The organism is Streptomyces sp. NPDC002640, assembly GCF_053592575.1.
Genome location: NZ_JBSFVZ010000014.1, coordinates 100,548 through 119,628 on the forward strand (window position 1 = coordinate 100,548; position 19,081 = coordinate 119,628).

Genomic DNA, 19,081 nt, shown 5'->3' on the forward strand with positions numbered 1-19,081 from the left:
CTCCAGGGAACAGGTGCTTCCGGGCGTCGCCGGCGGGGCCGGCCGGGCTGTCGGTGGGGCGGGGTGCGCGGTGGTCATCGGGGCAGTTCTCCGATCCACCGATGGACCGCGCGGGCCGTGGTCCCGGCGTGCTCGGCCATCATCGTGAAGTGGTCGCCCGGCACGTCGACGACGTCGTCGGCGGCCTTCCACGTGCTGCGCCAGTCGCGGCCGTCCGCGGGTTCGCGCAGCGGCTGCGAGGCGCGCAGCAGGAGAGTCGGGAACCGGGTGTCGGGGGACGGGTTCGTCCAGAACAGGTTCCCGTACCAGGCCATCGCCGTGAGACGGCTGTCGTCCATGGCGACGAACTGCTCGACCCGGTCGAAGACTCCCTCGGAGAGCTCGGTGTTCCACTCCACCATCAGTGGGTCGTCGAGAGCGTAGACGTCCGCGAGGATCAACGCAGCCGGGGCGGAGCCGAGTTCGGCCATCCGCACGGCCAGCCGGTGGGCCAGCAGCGCGCCTCCGGAGTGCCCGAAGAGGACGACGGGCGTGCCCTGGGCGTGGTCGAGAACGCCCTGCGCCTGCCAGTCGAGGGCGACCTCGTCGGTGGCGGGCAGGAGTTCGCCGCGGCCGTAGCCGAGGACGGGGACCGCGGCCACGCGGCGGGCGCCGCGCAGCGGTGCGGCCAGCCGGGCGAACTCGTGCGGGCCGCCGCCCGCCGTGAGGCCGCTGACGCAGACCAGCAGTTCGGGCGCGGGGCCGTCGGCGAGGGTGGTGAGCTGCGCAGGTCCGCCCGCCTCGGCCACGTCGTCGGCCGTGGGACGGAACTTCGCGGTCTCGCCGACGAGTTCGAGGAATTCGTGGATCCGCCCGGTGCGCACGGCCTCCCGGTAGAGGGAGTCGAGCAGGCCGACCGGGTTCCGGTCGGTGGGCGAGATGCCGAGCACCGGGGCGGTCTCCGTCCCGGCCGGCGCGGCGCCGCCGCCCCCGGCCGTGCCCGCGGTGAGCCGGCGGGCGAGCGCGGCGGGCGTGGGGTGGTCGAAGACGAGGGTGCCGGGCAGCGTCTGGCCCGTTTCCCGTTCCAGTGTCGAGCGGATCTCGAGCGCGGCCAGAGAATCGACGCCCAGTTCGAGGAAGGGGCGGTCGGCCGAGACGGACGAGGTGTCGGCGTGGCCGAGCACGGTGGCGACGGTCGTGCGGACGAGGTCGAGCGCCGTCCGGTCCCGGTCGGGTCCGGTGAGTGCGGGCCCGGTGCCCGTGCCGGGGGCCGGGGTGCGGGGGGCGGCGGACAGGGCGCGGACCTCGGGCAGTTCGTCGAAGAGCGGGCGGTGCCGGGCCAGGGTGTAGGCGGGGTGGAAGCGTCCCCAGTCCACGTCGGCGACGACGGCGCAGGCCTCCGGCGCGGCGGCCGTCTCGACGAGGGCGGTCCAGGCCGCCGCGGGTTCGACGGGGCGCAGGCCGTGGCGCGGGGTGGCCGGGTCGTCCTCGCCGGTGGCCCAGGGGCCGAAGGAGAGGGAGGTCGCGGGCAGCCCGAGGGAGCGGCGGTGCGCGGCGAGGGCGTCCATGCGGGCGCTCGCCGCGGACCGTGCGGCCGTTCCCGTGCCGCCCCAGACGCCGGTGACGGAGGAGATCAGGACGAACGCCTCCAGGCCGGGGGCGAGCTCGGCGGTCACCTCGTGGAGGACCTGGGCGCCGTCGGCGGCGGCCGAGGCGCGCAGGTCGTCGGGGCGCAGCTCCGTCCACGGCGTGTCCGCCTCCGGGGTGACGGCGTGGACCACGGCGGTCAGCGGCCGGTCGGCGGGGATCGCCGCGAGTGCCGCGGCGACGGCGGCCGGGTCGGTGACGTCGGCGGCGACGAGGGTGACGCCGACGGGCAGGCTGTCGGCGAACGCGCGGGCGCCCGGCGCGTCGGCGCCGCGGCGGCCGAGCAGGACCAGGTGGCCGGCCCCGTGGTCGGCGAGCGCCGTGGCCAGGGCCCGGCCGCGGCGGCCGGTGCCGCCGGTGACGAGCACGGTGCCCGAGGGCTGCCAGGGCAGGGCGTCGGCGGGCCGTGCGGGGGTGGCGGTGATCCGGCGGGCGAGGGGGGTGGCGCGCAGGGCGATCTGGTCCTCGTCGGCGGTGCCGGCGGCGAGGAGCGCGGCGAGCCGTGGCGCGGTCCGCGCGTCGGGCCGCGCGGGCAGGTCCACCAGGCCGCCCCAGCGGTGCGGGGCCTCCAGGCCGAGGGTGCGGCCGAGCCCCCAGAGGGCGGCGCGGACGGGGTCGGGGGCCGGGTCGGCGGGGCCGGTGGCGACCGCGCCGGTGGTCAGGCACCACAGGGGGGCGTCGGCCGCGACGTCGTCGAGTGCCTGGGCGAGGGCGAGGACGGCGGCCGGTTCCTCGGCCAGGCAGAGGACGCCCGCGATCGCGGGTGTCTCCTCGTGCGCCGTGCGCAGTGCCTCGGCGTGGGACCTCCGGCAGTCGCCGGCGGTGGGGAGTGCGGTGATCCGCATGCCGTGCTCGCGCAGTCCGGCGAGCAGGTCGTCCGTGGCCGGGTTCCCGGCGCCGACGGCCAGCCAGGTGCCCTGCGGCACGGCCCGGACCGGTTCGGGCAGGGGGTGCCAGGTCACCTGGTAGCGGCCGGTCCGTCCGTCGTCCCGCGCGGTGACGGGGTGCGGTGCGGGCCAGTAGCGGCGTCGCCGGAAGGCGTACGTCGGCAGGTCCGGGCGGGGCCCGGTGACGGGCCCGAGGAGGGCCTCCCAGTCGACGGGGACGCCGGCCGTGTGCAGCCGTGCGACCGCCGTGAGCAGGGCGGCGGGCTCCGGCCGGCCGGAGCGCTGGAGCGCCACGGCGACGGGGGCGGTGGTGTCGTCGAGCGCGCGGGCGCGTTCCAGGGTCCGCTCCACCGGGACGGTGAGCGCGGCGCCGGGTCCGATCTCGGCGAAGCGGGTCACGCCCCGGCCGAGGAGGGTGCCGACGGCGTCGGCGAAGCGGACGGTGGCGCGTATCTGCCGGACCCAGTACCGCGGGGTGGACATCGCGCCGTCGTCCTCGACGCCGGTGACCGTGGACACCAGCGGGATGCGGGCGGGCCGGTAGTCGAGGGTCGCGGCCACGGCGGCGAAGTCGTCCAGCACGGGGTCCATGTGCGGCGAGTGGAAGGCGTGCGAGACGTCCAGGGGGCGGATCCTGCGGCCGGTGCGCCGGCCTGTCTCGGCGAGTTCCGCCAGGGCGTCGGCGTCGCCGGAGAGGACGACCTCGTCGCGGGTGTTGACGGCGGCGATCGCCACGCGGTCCTCGTACCCGGTGAGCGCGGCGCGCGCCTCGGCCTCGGGCATCCGCACCGACATCATCGCGCCGCCCTCGGGCAGTGCGCCCATGAGCCGGGCCCGGGCGGCCACCAGGGTGCAGGCGTCGGCGAGCGTGAGGACGCCGGCGACGTGCGCGGCGGCGATCTCGCCGACGGAGTGCCCGGCCAGCCGGTCGGGTGTCAGGTTCCACGACTCCAGCAGCCGGAAGAGGGCCACCTCGAAGGCGAACAGGGCGAGTTGGGTCCAGGCGGTGCGGCCGAGCGCGTCGGCGTCGTGGAGGACGACGTCGCGCAGCGGGCGCTCCAGGTCCGGGTCGAGGTGGGCGCAGACCGCGTCGAAGGCGTCGGCGAACACCGGGTAGGTCTCGTACAGTTCGCCGCCCATGCCGGCGCGCTGGGCGCCCTGGCCGGAGAAGACGAAGGCCAGGTCGCCGCTCGCGGCGACGCCGCGGACGACCTCGGCCGCCGTGCCGGTGCCGGCGTCCGGGACGCCCGTGCCGGCGAGTCGGGCGAGGCCGTGGCGCAGCCCGTCGGTGTCGGCCGCCAGGACGACGGCCCGGTGCTCCAGGCCGGCCCGCGCGGTGGCGAGCTGGTGGGCGGCGGCGCGCGGGTCGAGCGTGGCGCCGGTGCGGTCGAGGTGTGAGCGGAGCCGGTCGGCCTGGGCCCGCAGGGCGTCCTCGGAGCGGCCGGAGACGGGCCAGAGCAGGAGCGGGGCGGCGGTGTCCGGAGTGTCGGCCGGCGGGGTGACCTGCGGCGCCGGCTCACGTGGGGCCTCCTCGACCAGGACGTGCGCGTTGGTGCCGCTGATCCCGAACGAGGACACGCCGGCCCGGCGCGCGTGTCCGGTCTCCGGCCACGGCCGGTCCTCGGTCAGCAGCGACACGGCGCCCGCGGACCAGTCCACGTGCGGCGTCGGCTCGTCCACGTGCAGTGTCCGGGGCAGCTTGCCGTGGCGCATGGCCTGCACCATCTTGATGACACCGGCGACGCCCGAGGCGGCCTGCGTGTGACCGATGTTGGACTTCACGGACCCCAGGTAGAGGGGTGTCTCGCGGTCCTGCCCGTAGGTGGCGAGCAGGGCCTGGGCCTCGATGGGGTCACCCAGCCGGGTGCCGGTGCCGTGCGCCTCCACCGCGTCGACCTCGGACGCCTGCAGCCCGGCGGCGGCCAGTGCGGCCCGCACCACCCGCTGCTGCGCCGGACCGTTCGGCGCGGTCAGTCCGTTGGACGCACCGTCCTGGTTCACCGCGGAGCCCCGCACCACGCCGAGCACCTCGTGCCCGTTGCGCCGCGCGTCCGACAGCCGCTCCAGCAGGAGCAGACCCACGCCCTCGCCCCAGCCGGTGCCGTCCGCGGCGGCCGCGAACGCCTTGCACCGGCCGTCGGTCGCCAGGCCGCCCTGACGGCCGAACTCGGCGAACACCGCGGGCGAGGGCATCACCGTCACACCGCCGGCGAGGGCCATGGAGCACTCCCCCGTGCGGATCGACTGGGCCGCCAGGTGCAGCGCGACCAGCGACGACGAGCACGCGGTGTCGACGGTGACGGCCGGGCCCTCCAGCCCGAAGGTGTAGGAGATCCGGCCGGACAGGACGCTGTTGGAGGTGCCGGTCATGGCGTGGCTCTCCGAGCCCTCCGGCAGCACGCCGGCCATGGCGTAGCCCGCGGCGGACGCGCCGACGAAGACGCCGACGCGCGTGCCCCGGACGGAGGTCGGGGCGATGCCGCCGCGCTCCAGCAGCTCCCAGGAGGCTTCCAGGAGCACCCGCTGGTGCGGGTCCATGGCGACGGCCTCGCGGGGCGAGATGCCGAAGAGGTCGGCGTCGAACTCCGTGGCGTCGTGCAGGAAGCCGCCCTCGGGGGTGAAGCCGCCGGCTCCCGACAGGTCCCAGCCCCGGTCGACGGGGAACGGCGACATGGCGTCGGTCCCGGCCGAGACGAGCTCCCACAGGCCCTCCGGGGAGTCGGCGCCGCCGGGGTAGCGGCAGCTCATCGAGACGATGACGACCGGGTCGTCGGTATCGGCGACCGCGGTGGCCGGTCCCCGCGCGGGTGCGGCGCCCGGCTCGACGAGGCCGAGCCGGGAGAGCAGTTCGGCGGCCGCGAGGCGCGGGGTGGGGTGGTCGAAGACCAGGGAGGCCGGGAGCCGCAGGCCGGTCGCCGCGGCCAGGCCGTCGCGGACGCGGAGCGCGGTGAGGGAGTCGATGCCGAGCCCGGTGAAGACCTCGTCGGGGTCGACGGCCTCGGGGCCCGTGTGGCCGAGCACACCGGCGACGACGGTGCGCACCAGGTCGGACAGGACGCGGGCGCGGTCGGCGGGGAGGGCGGCCTCGAGCCGGGCGCGCAGCTCCGCGTGGCCGACGCGTGCGTCCTCGGTCGGCGACGGGCCGTCCGCCCGGGCGTCGGCCGCCTCCGGCAGGTCGGCCAGCAGCGGGCTCGGGCGGCGCAGGGTGAACGACGGCGCGAAGCGGCCCCAGTCGATGTCGGCGACCACGCCGGTGGCGCGGCCGGAGTCCACGGCGGCGGACAGCGCGGTCAGGCACAGCGCGGGCGGCATGGCGGTGATGCCCCGGTCCCGCAGGAAGTCCCCGGCGTCCCGGTCGGCGGCCATGCCGCTGCCGCCCCAGGCGCCCCACGCCACGGAGGTGGCGGCCCGGCCGCGGGCCCGGCGTCGCTCGGCGAGCGCGTCGAGGGCCGCGTTGGCGGCGGAGTACGCGGCCTGCCCGCCGCTGCCCCAGACCCCGGCGATCGAGGAGAACAGCACGAACAGCTCGGCCCTCTCCTCCAGCAGGGCGTCCAGGTGGAGCGCGCCGAGGACCTTGGCACGGGCGGCCTCGGCGACCTCGGCCGGCGAGGTGCCGGCCAGCGGCACGGTGGCCGCGACACCGGCGGTGTGGACGACGCCGGTGACCGGGTGGTCGGCGAGCAGCGCGGCGAGTGCGTCGCGGTCGGCGACGTCGCAGGCGACGACGGTCGCCGCGGCTCCGAGCCCGGCCAGTTCGGCGACCAGTTCGCCGGCGCCGGCGGCCCGGGGGCCGGTGCGGCTGACGAGGACCAGCTCGGTGACCCCGCGTTCGGCGGCCAGCCAGCGGGCGACCTCGCGGCCGAGCGCGCCGGTTCCGCCGGTGACGAGCACCGGGCCGTCGGGCGACCACGGCTCGGTGACCGGGTGGGGCTCCGGGGCGGCGTGCCGGATGCGCCGGACGAAGACTCCGGACGGCCGCACCGCCAGCTGGTCCTCGTGTCCGGCGGCGCCGGCCAGGACGGCGCCGAGCCGGGCGGCGGACCGGTCGCCGGTCGTGGACAGGTCGATCAGTCCGCCCCAGCGTTCGGGGTGTTCCAGGGCGGCGCTGCGGCCGAGGCCCCACAGTGTGGCCTGGGCGGGGCTCACCTCGCCGTCGGCACGGCCCACGGCGACCGCGCCGCGGGTGAGGCACCACAGGGGTGCGCCGGAGCCGGCGTCGCCGAGCGCCTGGAGCAGGGTGACGGTGTCGCCGGTTCCGGTGGGCAGCGCCGCGCCCTCGGGGTGCGGGCGCTCGTCGAGCCCCAGCAGGGAGAGCACGCCGGTGAGACCGTCCGTCTCCGGCAGCGCGGCGGCGAGTGCGGCACGGTTCGCGCCGGCGGGGACGGTGAGCTCGGTGACGTCCGCCCGGGCGAGCGCGGCCCGCACGGTCGCGCGGTCCGCCTCCGCCCCGGACGACGGGAGCACCAGCAGCCAGTGGCCGTCTGGTGCGGTGGACGGCAGTCCGACGAGGGGGGTCCACGCCACGTCGTAGCGCCAAGAGGCGACGGCCGTCTCCTGGCGGCGCCCCTGCCGCCAGGCGGTCAGGGCGGGCAGTACCTGGGCGAGTTCCGGCGCGTCGATGCCGAGGGTCCTGGCGACGGCCTCCGTGTCACCGCTCTCGACACCGCCCCAGAACGCCTCCTCCACGGGATCGGCGCCCGCCTGGGCCTCCGGTCCGGCGGCTCGGTGCTCGACCGGTGCGGGCCAGTAGCGGTCACGCGCGAAGGCATAGGTGGGGAGGTCGACGGGGCGGGCGTCCGGGAGGACGGTGGTCCAGTCGACGGGGACGCCGGCCACGTGCGCCTCGGCGAGCGCGGTCAGCCAGCGGGTGGCGTCACCGCGGTCGCGGTGCAGGGACGCCAGGGTGACTCCGGGGAGTCCGGACTCCTCCAGCGTCTGCTCGATGCCGGGGGTCAGAACGGGGTGGGGGCTGCTCTCCAGGAAGACGGTCCGCCCGTCGGCCAGCAGCGCGCTGGTCGCCTCGCCGAACCGGACGAGGGAGCGGAGATTGTCGTACCAGTACTGCGCGCCCATCTCGGCGGTGTCAAACCGGCCACCCGTCAGCGACGAGTACAGGGGCACCACGGAGGACACGGGCCTGATCGGGGCGAGCTCGGCGAGGATCTGCTCCCGCAGCTCCTCCACCTGCACCGAGTGCGAGGCGTAGTCCACCGGTATCCGGCGGGCCCGGACCCCTCGTTCCTCACACGCCGTCATCAGCGCGTCCAGCGCGTCGGGCTCACCGGAAACCACCGTCGAGCCGGGACCGTTGACCGCAGCGACCGACACGCGGCCGTCGAAGGCCGCCGCCAGTTCCTCGGCGACGTCCGAGCCGGCGGCCAGGGACACCATGCCCCCGCGTCCGGCCAGCGCCCGCAGCGCACGGGAACGCAGTGCCACCACGCGCGCGCCGTCCTCGAGGGACAGGCCGCCCGCGACGACGGCGGCGGCGATCTCGCCTTGGGAGTGCCCGACCACGGCCGACGGCGTCACGCCGGACGCCCGCCACAGCTCCGCCAGGGACACCATCAGGGCCCACAGCACCGGCTGGACCACGTCCACCCGGCCCCACAGCGCCTCGTCCCCGCTCTCCAGCACGTCCCACAGGGCCCAGTCCACGAACGGCTCCAACGCCGCCGCGCACTCCTCCAAGGACGCCCGGAACACCGGCGACCACGCCGCCAGCTCACGCCCCATCCCCAGCCACTGCGACCCCTGACCCGGGAACACCAGCACCGGTGCGCCCTGGCCCGAGCCGCGGACGCTGGTGACCACGCCGGGCGCCTCGCGGCCCTCGGCCAGGGCCGCAAGGCCCCGCCGGAAGTCCGCCAGGTCGGAACCCAGCACCACCGCACGGTGCCCGAGGGCGGCACGCGTGGTCGCCAGGGAGAAACCGATCTCACCGACCGTCGCCCCACCGCCCGTGCCCTCGACATGGGCCAGCAGACTCGCCGCCTGCCCCCGCAACGCCTGCTCCGTCCGACCCGACACCACCCACGGCACCGGACCGGATGTGGCCAACTCCGTTGTCTCGTAGCGGGATTCCTCGGACTGCGGCGCGGCTTCGATGATGACGTGGGCGTTGGTGCCGCTCACGCCGAAGGAGGAGACACCGGCCCGGCGCGGGCGGTCGGACTCCGGCCACGGGCGCGTCTCCGTCAGCAGTTCGACGGCCCCCGCCGTCCAGTCCACGTGCGGCGTCGGCTCGTCGACGTGCAGGGTGGCCGGCAGCACGCCGTGGCGCATCGCCTCGACGAGCTTGATCACTCCGGCGACGCCCGCGGCGGCCTGGGTGTGACCGATGTTGGACTTCACCGAACCCAAATACAGCGGCTCCTCGCGGTCCTGCCCGTAGGTGGCGAGGAGGGCCTGGGCCTCGATCGGGTCGCCCAGCTTGGTGCCGGTGCCGTGCGCCTCGACCACGTCGACGTCGGCCGTGGTGAGCCGGGCGGCGTCCAGCGCGGCACGGATCACCCGTTCCTGCGAGGGTCCGTTCGGCGCGGTCAGCCCGTTCGACGCGCCGTCCTGGTTGACGGCCGTGCCGCGCACGACCGCGAGCACGCGGTGCCCGTTGCGCTGTGCGTCCGACAGCCGCTCGACGAGCAGCACGCCGACGCCCTCGCCCCAGCCCGTGCCGTCGGCGTCCGAGGAGAACGCCTTGCAGCGGCCGTCGGTGGAGAGCGCGCCCTGGGTGCTGAATTCGACGAAGGTGCCGGGAATCGGCATCACGGTGACGCCGCCGGCCAGGGCCAGGGAGCACTCGCCGTTGCGCAGCGACTGAGCCGCCAGGTGCAGGGCGACCAGCGACGACGAGCACGCCGTGTCCACGCTGAGCGCGGGTCCCCGCAGACCGAAGGTGTAGGAGATGCGGCCGGACAGCACGCTGGCGGTGTTGCCGGTGCCCAGGTGGCCCTCGGTGGCGGCCTCGGAGCCGAGCAGCAGGGCGGCGTAGTCCTGGCCGTTGGTGCCCGCGAACACGCCGGTGTCGCTGCCGCCGACGGAGGTCGGGTCAATGCCGGCCCGCTCGAACACCTCCCAGGAGGTCTCGAGGAGAAGCCGCTGCTGCGGATCCATCGCCAGCGCCTCGCGCGGCGAGATGTTGAACAGGCCCGCGTCGAAGTCGGCGACGTCGTCGAGGAAGCCGCCCGCGCGGCTGGAGGAGAGGCCGTCGGGGCCGAGCAGGGCCTCGAGGTCCCAGCCCCGGTCGGCCGGGAAGTCGCCCATCGCGTCGGTTCCGGTGGCCACCAGGTTCCACAGCGCCTCGGGCGAGTCCACCCCGCCGGGGAAGCGGCAGGCCATGCCGATGATGGCGATGGGCTCGTCGGTCGCTGGCCGGGCGCCGCCCTGGGCGGGGCGGGTCGCGGAGGCCGGTGCGCCGGACAGCAGGGTGACCAGGTGGGCGGCTAGGGCCGCGGGGGTCGGGAAGTCGAAGACCAGGCCGGCCGGGAGGGAGAGTCCGGTCCGGGAGGACAGCAGGTTGCGGAGCTCCAGGGCGGTCAGGGAGTCGAAGCCGAGGTCGTGGAAGGCGCGTTCGCGGTTCACGGCCCCGGGCGTGCCGTGGCCGAGGACGGCCGCGACGGCTTCGAGGACGAGGTGCTCCGCGCCGCGCGCCAGCTCGGCGGCGTCCGCGTCGGGGGCGGCGAGCGCGGCGGGACCGGTGTCCTCGACCGCGCGGACGACCGGGGCGGCCTCGGGGAGTTCGGCGAACAGCCTGCTGGGCCGTACCGCCGTGAAACCGGGGGTGAACCGTTCCCAGTCGATGTCGGCGACGACGAGGGTGCCGTCCCGCTCGGCCAGGGCGGTGGCCAGGGCTCCCAGCGCCCGGTCCTCGGGCATGGCGGGCAGTCCGCCGCGGGCCAGCCGGGCCGCGGCGGCCGGGTCGGCGGCCATGCCGGCTCCGGCCCAGGCGCCCCAGGCGAGGGCGGTGCCGGGCAGGCCGCGGGAGCGCCGGCGCTCCACCAGGGCGTCGAGGTGCGCGTTGGCGGCCGCATAGGGGCCCTGGCCGGCGCTGCCGATGACGCCCGCGACGGACGAGAAGACGACGAAGTCGGTGAGTTCGCCGGAGAGTTCGTCGAGGAGGTCGGCGGAGTGGGCCTTGGCGTCGAGGACGGCGGTGAGCCGTTCGGGCGTCAGCGCGTCGAGCACACCGTCGTCGACGATCCCGGCGGCGTGCACGACGGTGGTCACCGGGTGACGTTCCAGGAGGTCGGCCACGGCCTCGCGGTCGCTCAGGTCACAGGCGACGACGACGGCGGTGCAGCCGCGCTCGGCGAGGTCCGCGACGAGCTCGGACGCGCCCGGTGCGGCGGGCCCGCGCCGGCTCGCCAGGACGATGCGGGTGGCGCCCCGGTCGGCGAGCAGACGGGCGACCTTGCCGCCCAGCGCGCCGGTGCCGCCGGTGACCAGGGCCGCTCCGTCGGTGCGCCACTCGGCCGGCCGGGTGTGCCCGTCCGTGGCGGTGGGGGCCCGTCTGATCCGGCGGACGTGGATACCGGTCGGCCGGACGGCGGCCTGGTCCTCGCCCGCGTCACCGGCCAGCAGCTGGGCCAGGCGTTCGGCCGCCCGGCGGTCGAGGCGCTCCGGCACGTCGACCAGGCCGCCCCAGCGGTCGGGGTTCTCGAGCGCGGCGACCCGGCCGAGTCCCCACAGCTGGGCCGCGGCGGGCAGGCACTCGTCGCCCGGCACGGCCGCGACCGCGCCGGTGGTGAGGCACCACAGCGGTGCGGCGAGTCCGGCGTCGCCCTGTGCCTGGAGGCCCAGCAGCAGTTCCGCGGTGGTGCGCACGCGGGCGAGCACCCCGGTGACGGGCCGGCCGGCTTCGGCGGCGGCCGTCGCCAGTTCGGCCATGCGGGCGGCGCACCGGGCGCGGTCCGTGCCGAGGTCCGTCATCTCGACCACGTCGGCGCCCGCGGCACGCAGGCCCTCGGTGAGCCCGTCGGGGGCCTCGTCGCCGGTGACCAGGAGCCAGGTGCCGCTCAGGCGCAGGTGGCGGTCGGTGAGCGGGGTCCAGGCGACGCGGTAGCGCCAGGCGTCGGTGGTGGCCTTCTGCCGGCTCCGCTCGCGCCAGGCGGCGAGGGCGGGCAGGACGGTGCCGAGGCCCTCCCGCTGGTCGTCGTCGAGGCTCAGGGCCCCGGCCACGGCGTCGGTGTCGGCCGAGTCCACGGCCGACCAGAACTCCCGCTCGGCCGGGTCCTCCACCGTGACGGGGCGGGGCAGGCCCGGGGTGGGCCAGTGCCGTCGGCGTGCGAAGGGGTAGGTGGGCAGCGCGATCCGGGCGCCGCCGAACGGGGCCAGGTAGGCGGACCAGTCCACCGGAACGCCGCGGGTGTGCAGCCGGGCCAGCGCCCGGACGAGGGTCGCGGCCTCGGGCCGGTCCGCGCGCAGGGCGGGCACGGCGGCCAGACCGTCGGCCTGCTCGGCCACCAGGGCGGAGAGAACCCCGCCGGGGCCCAGCTCCAGCGCCGTCCGCACCCCGCCGAGGGAGGCGATCGCGTCGGCGAACCGGACGGGCTCGCGGATCTGGCCCACCCAGTAGTCCGCGGTGGCGATGTCACCGGGCGCCGTGGTCACGACCGGGACGGACGGGGCGTGGTAGGTCAGCGACTCGGCGACGGCGGCGAACTCCGCCTGCATCGGCTCCATCAGGTGGGAGTGGAACGCGTGCGAGACGACCAGCCGCTTCACGCGAACACCCTCGGCACGCAGCCGCTCCTCCAGCGCGCCGATCGCCTCGGCGTCCCCGGAGACCGTGATCGAGGTCGGGCCGTTCACGGCCGCCAGGTCCACCCCGTCGGGCAGCTCCAGACCGTCCTCGGCCACCTCGACCGCCAGCATGGCGCCGCCGGACGGCAGCGCGTCCATCAGTCGGCCACGCGCCGACACCAGCCGGCACGCGTCGTCCAGCGACAGCACGCCCGCGCAGTGCGCGGCGGCGAGCTCACCGATGGAGTGACCGACCAGCACGTCCGGGGTCACACCCCAGGACTCCACCAGCCGGAACAGCGCCACCTCGACCGCGAACAGGGCGGGCTGGGTGTACACGGTCCGCGCCAGCAGCTCCGCGTCGTCGCCGAACACCACGTCACGCAGCGGCAGTTCGAGCTCCACCCGCGCGCACACCGCGTCGAAGGCGTCCGCGAACACCGGGAAGGCGTCGTACAGTTCACGCCCCATCCCGACGCGCTGCGCGCCCTGCCCCGAGAAGAGCAGGGCCAGACCGCCGTGGACGACCTGGTCCCGGACCACGTCCTGCGGCTGCTCACCGGCGGCGAGTGCCGTCAGCGCGGCGGTGTGGTCGTCGAGGACCACCGCACGGTGGTCCAGGTCGGCACGTGTGGTGACGAGGGTGTGAGCCAGGTCGGCGAGTTCCGCCTCCACGCCGGCGAGCCGGCCGGCCTGCCGGGCGAGGGCGTCCGGCGTGGCGCCGGACAGCGGAACGGGCAGCGGGACGGAGAGCGGGAGGTCCGGGCGCTTGGGCTTCCGCGGGGCGTCGGCGGGGGTGTCGGCGGGTGCGGCGGCCGGGTCCGGGGCCTCCAGGATGGTGTGCGCGTTGGTGCCGCTGATGCCGAACGACGACACGGCCGCGCGCCGGGGCCGGTCCGCCCGCGGCCACGGGCGGTTCTCGGTGAGCAGTTCCACGGCGCCCGCCGACCAGTCGACCTCCGGGGTCGGCGCGTCGACGTGCAGCGTCCTGGGCAGTTCGCCGTGCCGGAGTGCCATGACGGCCTTGATGACGCCGACGACGCCGGCGGCGGCCTGCGTGTGCCCGATGTTGGACTTGACCGACCCCAGGTAGAGCGGCCGGTCGGCCTCCCGGCCCTGGCCGTAGGTGGCCAGCAGCGCCTCGGCCTCGATCGGGTCGCCCAGCCGCGTGCCGGTGCCGTGCGCCTCCACCACGTCCACGTCGGAGGGCTCGAGGCCCGCCGACGCCAGCGCGGCGCGGATGACCCGCTGCTGCGCGGGCCCGTTCGGCGCGGTGAGCCCGTTGGACGCGCCGTCGGAGTTGACGGCGCTGCCGCGGACCACCGCGAGCACCTCGTGTCCGTTGCGGCGCGCGTCCGAGAGCCGCTCGACGAGCAGCACGCCGACGCCCTCGCCCCAGCCCGTGCCGTCGGCGTCCGAGGAGAACGCCTTGCAGCGGCCGTCGGCGGCCTGGCCGCGCTGCTTGCTGAACTCGGCGAAGACGGACGGCAGGGAGATGACGTTGACGCCGCCGACCAGGGCCAGGTCGGACTCCCGGTGGCGCAGCGACTGGCAGGCCAGGTGGAGGGCCACCAGGGAGGAGGAGCACGCGGTGTCGACGGTGACCGCGGGGCCCTCCAAGCCAAAGGCGTAGGCGACGCGGCCCGAGAGCACGCTGGGGGACCCGCCGGTGACCAGGTAGCCACTGCCCGCCTCGGGGTCCGCCGCGAGGACGGTCAGGTAGTCCTGGCCGCCGGAGCCGGCGTACACCGCCGTCCGCGTTCCGGCGAGTGAGCGGGGGTGGATGCCGGCGCGCTCCAGGACCTCCCAGGAGGCTTCGAGGAGCAGCCGCTGCTGCGGGTCCATGGCCAGCGCCTCGCGCGGGGAGATGCCGAACAGGTCGGCGTCGAAGGCGGTGGCGTCGGGGAGGAATCCGCCCGTGCGCGGGTAGTCGGCGCCGGGCGCGTCGAGGTCCCAGCCGCGGTCGGCGGGGAAGGGGCCCATGGCGTCGGTTCCGGAGCGGACGAGTTCCCACAGGTCTTCCGGGGAGCGGACGCCGCCCGGGAAGCGGCAGGCCATGCCGACGAGGACGATCGGGTCGTCGTCCGCCGCGCCGGCGTCGGCGCGGACGGGGACCGCGGGGGCCGCGGGCTCGGCGGCCGCCGTGGCGTTCTCTCCGGTGATCTGGGCGGCGAGGAAGCGGGAGAGGGCGAGCGGGCTCGGGTGGTCGAAGACGAGGGTGGCGGACATGCGCAGGCCGGTGGTGAAGGTCAGGCGGTTGCGCAGTTCGACGGCGCCCGCCGAGGTGAGCCCGAGCTCGCCGAAGGCGCGTCCGGGCTCCACCTCGGAGGCGGAGTCGTGGCCGAGCACCAGCGCCACCTGGTCCCGGACCAGGTCGAGCAGGAACCTGTTGCGTTCCGCCTCCGAGGCCCCGGCCAGTCGCTGCGCCGGGGGCAGGTCCTCCTGCTCGGCGGCGGGGCCCTGGGCGGTGGTCTGTTCGGCCGCCTGGCGGAGGGCGCGGACGTCGGGCAGTTCGTCGAGGAGCCGGCTGGGGCGGGTCGCGGTGAAGAACCAGGAGAAGACGTCCCAGCGGATGTCGGCGAGGAGGAGGGCGGTCTCGTCCCGTTCCAGCGCGGTGCGCAGGCCCGCCAGGGCGTGCGCGGGCTCCATGCGGAGGACGCCGTGGCGTTCGAGCACGTCGCCGAAGGTGCCGTCGGCCATGCCGGCGCCCGCCCATGAGCCCCAGGCCACGGAGGTCGCGGTCAGGCCCTGGGCACGGCGGTACTGCGCGAAGGCGTCCAGGAAGGCGTTGCCGGGGGCGTAGTTGCCCTCGCCGGCCGAGCCGAAGACGCCGGCCAGGGACGAGAACAGCACGAAGGCCGACAGGTCCAGGTGCGCGGTGAGCCGGTGCAGGTTGAGGGCGCTGGCGGCCTTGGCGCGCAGGGCGGTCTCGACGCGGTCCGGGGTGAGCGAGTCCACGATGCTCGAGTCGACGACTCCGGCGGCGTGGAAGACGGCGGTCAGCGGGCGGTCGGCGGGCAGGTCCGCGAGGACGGCAGCGAGCGCGTCCTGGTCGGCGGCGTCCACCGCGGCGACGGTGACCTCGGCGCCCGACTCCCGCAGCTCGGCGGCGAGTTCGGCCGCGCCGGGGGCGTCGGGGCCGCGTCGGCTGAGCAGGAGCAGGTGCTCGGCGCCCGAGGCGGCGAGCCAACGGGCGACGTGCGCGCCGACGCCGCCGGTGCCGCCGGTGACGAGCACGGTGCCGGACGACTGCCAGGTGCCGCCGGGCGGGGCCGGCTCGGCCCGGCGCAGGCGGGGCACGAAGACGCCGGTGGGGCGGATCGCGGCCTGGTCGTCGCCGGTGCCGGCGAGGACGGCCGCCAGGCGGGACAGGGCGCGCGGTCCGGGGTCGGCGGGCAGGTCGACCAGGCCGCCCCACTGGGTGTACTCGTGGGCGGCGACCCGGCCGAGCCCCCAGGTCAGGGCCTGTGCCGGACGGGTGACGGTGTCCCCGGGGCCGGCGGCGACGGCGCCGGAGGTGGCGCACCACAGGCGCACCGCCTCACCGGTGTCGTGCACGGCGTGCAGCAGGGTGATGCCGGCGGCGAACCCGGCCGGGGTGGCGGGGTGTCCGGGGGCGGGGTCCTCGGCGAGGGCGAGCAGCGACAGCACGCCGTCCGCACCGCGCAGCCGCTCGGCGAGGGCGGCGCGCTCGTCCTCGGGGGCGACGGTGAGGAGTTCGGGGGTGGCGCCCGCCTCTTCGAGGGCCGCGACGACGGCGGTGGTCAGCGGGTGGGAGTGGTGGTCCGGGTGCACGGCCACCATCCAGCGGCCGTCGAGCCGCCCGGCGGGGAGCTGCGCGGGGGTCCACGCGGTCCGGTAGTGCCAGCTCTCGGCGCGGCTCCGTTCCCGGTCACGCCGGTGCCAGGAGGAGAGCGCGGACAGGGCCTCGGCGAGCGGGGTCCGGCCGCTGACGTCCAGCATCCGCTGGAGGGCCGGCAGGTCCTCGTTCTCGACGGCGGACCAGAACCAGTCCTGCGCGGCGTCGGACGCGGGCAGTTCGGGCTCGACGGTGTCCAGCCAGTAGCGGCGTCGCTGGAAGGCGTAGGTGGGGAGGTCGACGGGGCGGGCTTCCGGCAGGACGGTGGCCCAGTTGACCGCGACGCCGGCCACATGGGCTTCGGCGAGCGCGGTCAGCCAGCGGGTGGCGTCACCGCGGTCGCGGTGCAGGGAGGCCAGGGTGACTCCGGGGAGTCCGGACTCCTCCAGCGTCTGCTCGATGCCGGGGGTCAGAACGGGGTGGGGGCTGCTCTCCAGGAACACCGAACGCCCGTCGGCCAGCAGCGCGTTGGTCGCCTCGCCGAATCTCACCAATGAGCGGAGGTTGTCGTACCAGTACTGCGCGCCCATCTCGGCGGTGTCGAACCGGCCACCGGTCAGCGACGAGTAGAGCGGGATCGTCGACGACGCGGGCGTGATCGGGGCGAGGTCGGCGAGGATCTGCTCCCGCAGCTCCTCCACCTGCACCGAGTGCGAGGCGTAGTCCACCGGTATCCGGCGGGCCCGGACCCCTCGTTCCTCACACGCCGTCATCAGCGCGTCCAGCGCTTCCGGCTCACCCGAGACCACCGTCGAGCCGGGACCGTTGACCGCAGCCAGGGACACGCGGCCGTCGAAGGCCGCCGCCAGTTCCTCGGCGACGTCCGAGCCGGCGGCCAGGGACACCATGCCCCCACGTCCGGCCAGCGCCCGCAACGCACGCGAACGCAGAGCCACCACACGCGCGCCGTCCGCCAGCGACAGGCCACCCGCGACCACGGCGGCGGCGATCTCACCCTGCGAGTGCCCCACCACCGCCGACGGCGTCACACCGGACGCCCGCCACAGCTTGGCGAGCGAGACCATCAGCGCCCACAGCACCGGCTGGACCACGTCCACCCGGCCCCACAGCGCCTCGTCCTCGCTCTCCAGCACCTCCCCCAACGACCAGTCCACGAACGGCTCCAACGCCGCCGCGCACTCCTCCAAGGACGCCCGGAACACCGGCGACCACTGCGCCAGCTCCCGCCCCATCCCCAGCCACTGCGACCCCTGCCCCGGGAACACCAGCACCGGTGCGCCCTGGCCCGAGCCGCGGACGCTGGTGACCACGCCGGGCACCTCGCGGCCCTCGGCCAGCGCCGCCAGCCCCCGCCGGAAGTCCGCCAGGTCGGAACCCAGCACCACCGCACGGTGACCGAGAGCCGCACGCGTGGTCGCCAGCGAGAAACCGATCTCACCGACCGTCGCCCCACCGTCGACGTCCTCGACATGCGCCAGCAGACTCGCCGCCTGCCCCCGCAACGCCTGCTCCGTCCGACCCGACACCACCCACGGCACCGGACCGGAGACGTGCGACTCCGGGGTGTCGGCGGGCGCGTCGGCGGCGGGTTCGGCGGGGCGGTACTCCTCGAGGATCACGTGGGCGTTCGTGCCGCTCACGCCGAACGAGGACACGCCGGCCCGGCGGGGCTCCTCGCCCTCGGGCCAGTCCCGCGCCTCCGTCAGCAGCTCCATCGACCCCGCGGACCAGTCCACGTGCGGCGTCGGCTCGTCGACGTGCAGGGTGGCCGGCAGCACGCCGTGGCGCATCGCCTCCACCATCTTGATCACGCCGCCGACACCGGCGGCGGCCTGCGAGTGCCCGATGTTGGACTTCAGCGACCCCAGGTAGGCCGGTCGTCCGTCCGGCCGTCCCTGCCCGTAGGTGGCGAGCAGCGCCTGGGCCTCGATCGGGTCGCCGAGGTTCGTGCCGGTGCCGTGCGCCTCGACCACGTCGACGTCGGCCGGGGTGAGCCGCGCCGCGTCCAGCGCGGCACGGATCACCCGTTGCTGCGAGGGTCCGTTGGGGGCCGTCAGCCCGCTGGAGGCGCCGTCCTGGTTGACGGCCGTGCCGCGCACGACGGCGAGCACGCGGTGCCCGTTGCGCACCGCGTCCGAGAGCCGCTCCACCAGCAGCACGCCGACGCCCTCGGCCCAGCCCGTGCCGTCGGCATCCGAGGAGAACGCCCGGCAGCGGCCGTCGGAGGAGAGCGCGCCGGACATGCCGAAGTCGATGAAGGTGTTGGGGGTGATCATGACGGTGACGCCGCCCGCCAGCGCCAGGGAGCACTCCCCGCTGCGCAGGGACCGCACCGCCAGGTGCAGGGCGACCAGGGACGAGGAGCACGCCGTGTCCACCGTCAGCGCGGGGCCCTCCAGGCCGAGGGTGTAGGACACCCGGCCGGAGACGACGCTGCCGCTGCTGCCGGTGCCGAGGTGTCCGGCGACCTCCTCGGGGACGGACAGGGCCCGGGAGGCGTACTCGTTGTACATGACGCCGGTGAAGACGCCGGTGCGGCTGCCGCGCAGGGACAGCGGGTCGATGCCGGCTCGTTCCACCGCCTCCCAGGAGGTCTCGAGCACCAGGCGCTGCTGCGGGTCCATCGCCAGGGCCTCGCGCGGCGAGATGTTGAAGAGCGACGGGTCGAAGTCGGCGAGGCCGTCGATGAAGCCGCCCTCGCGGGTGAACTCGACTCCGGCGGCTGCCCCGGCGTCGAAGGGCGCCATGTCCCAGCCCCGGTCCACGGGGAAGCCGGAGACGGCGTCGACGCCGTCCCGGACGACGCGCCACAGGTCCTCGGGCGAGGCGACGCCGCCGGGGTAGCGGCAGGCCATGCCGACGATGGCGATCGGCTCGCGTTCGGCCGACTCCGCGGCGCGCAGCCGTCGCCGCACCGCGGCGAGGTCGGCGGTGGCCCGCTTCAGGTAGTCCCGCAGCTTGTCCTCGGTGGATGCGGCACGTGCGCCGGCTGTCGTGTCCTGCACGG

The 19,081-nt window shown here is 76.2% G+C and carries 1 protein-coding gene; it reads right to left on the reverse strand.

Features of this window, described 5'->3' with window-relative positions; genetic code table 11:
* Positions 1-74 precede the first annotated feature (74 nt).
* Positions 75-19,079: a type I polyketide synthase gene (locus ACWD3O_RS19995; protein WP_451416796.1), complete on the reverse strand. Its 19,005-nt coding sequence runs from the start codon at positions 19,077-19,079 to the stop codon at positions 75-77.
* Positions 19,080-19,081: the final 2 nt, after the last annotated feature.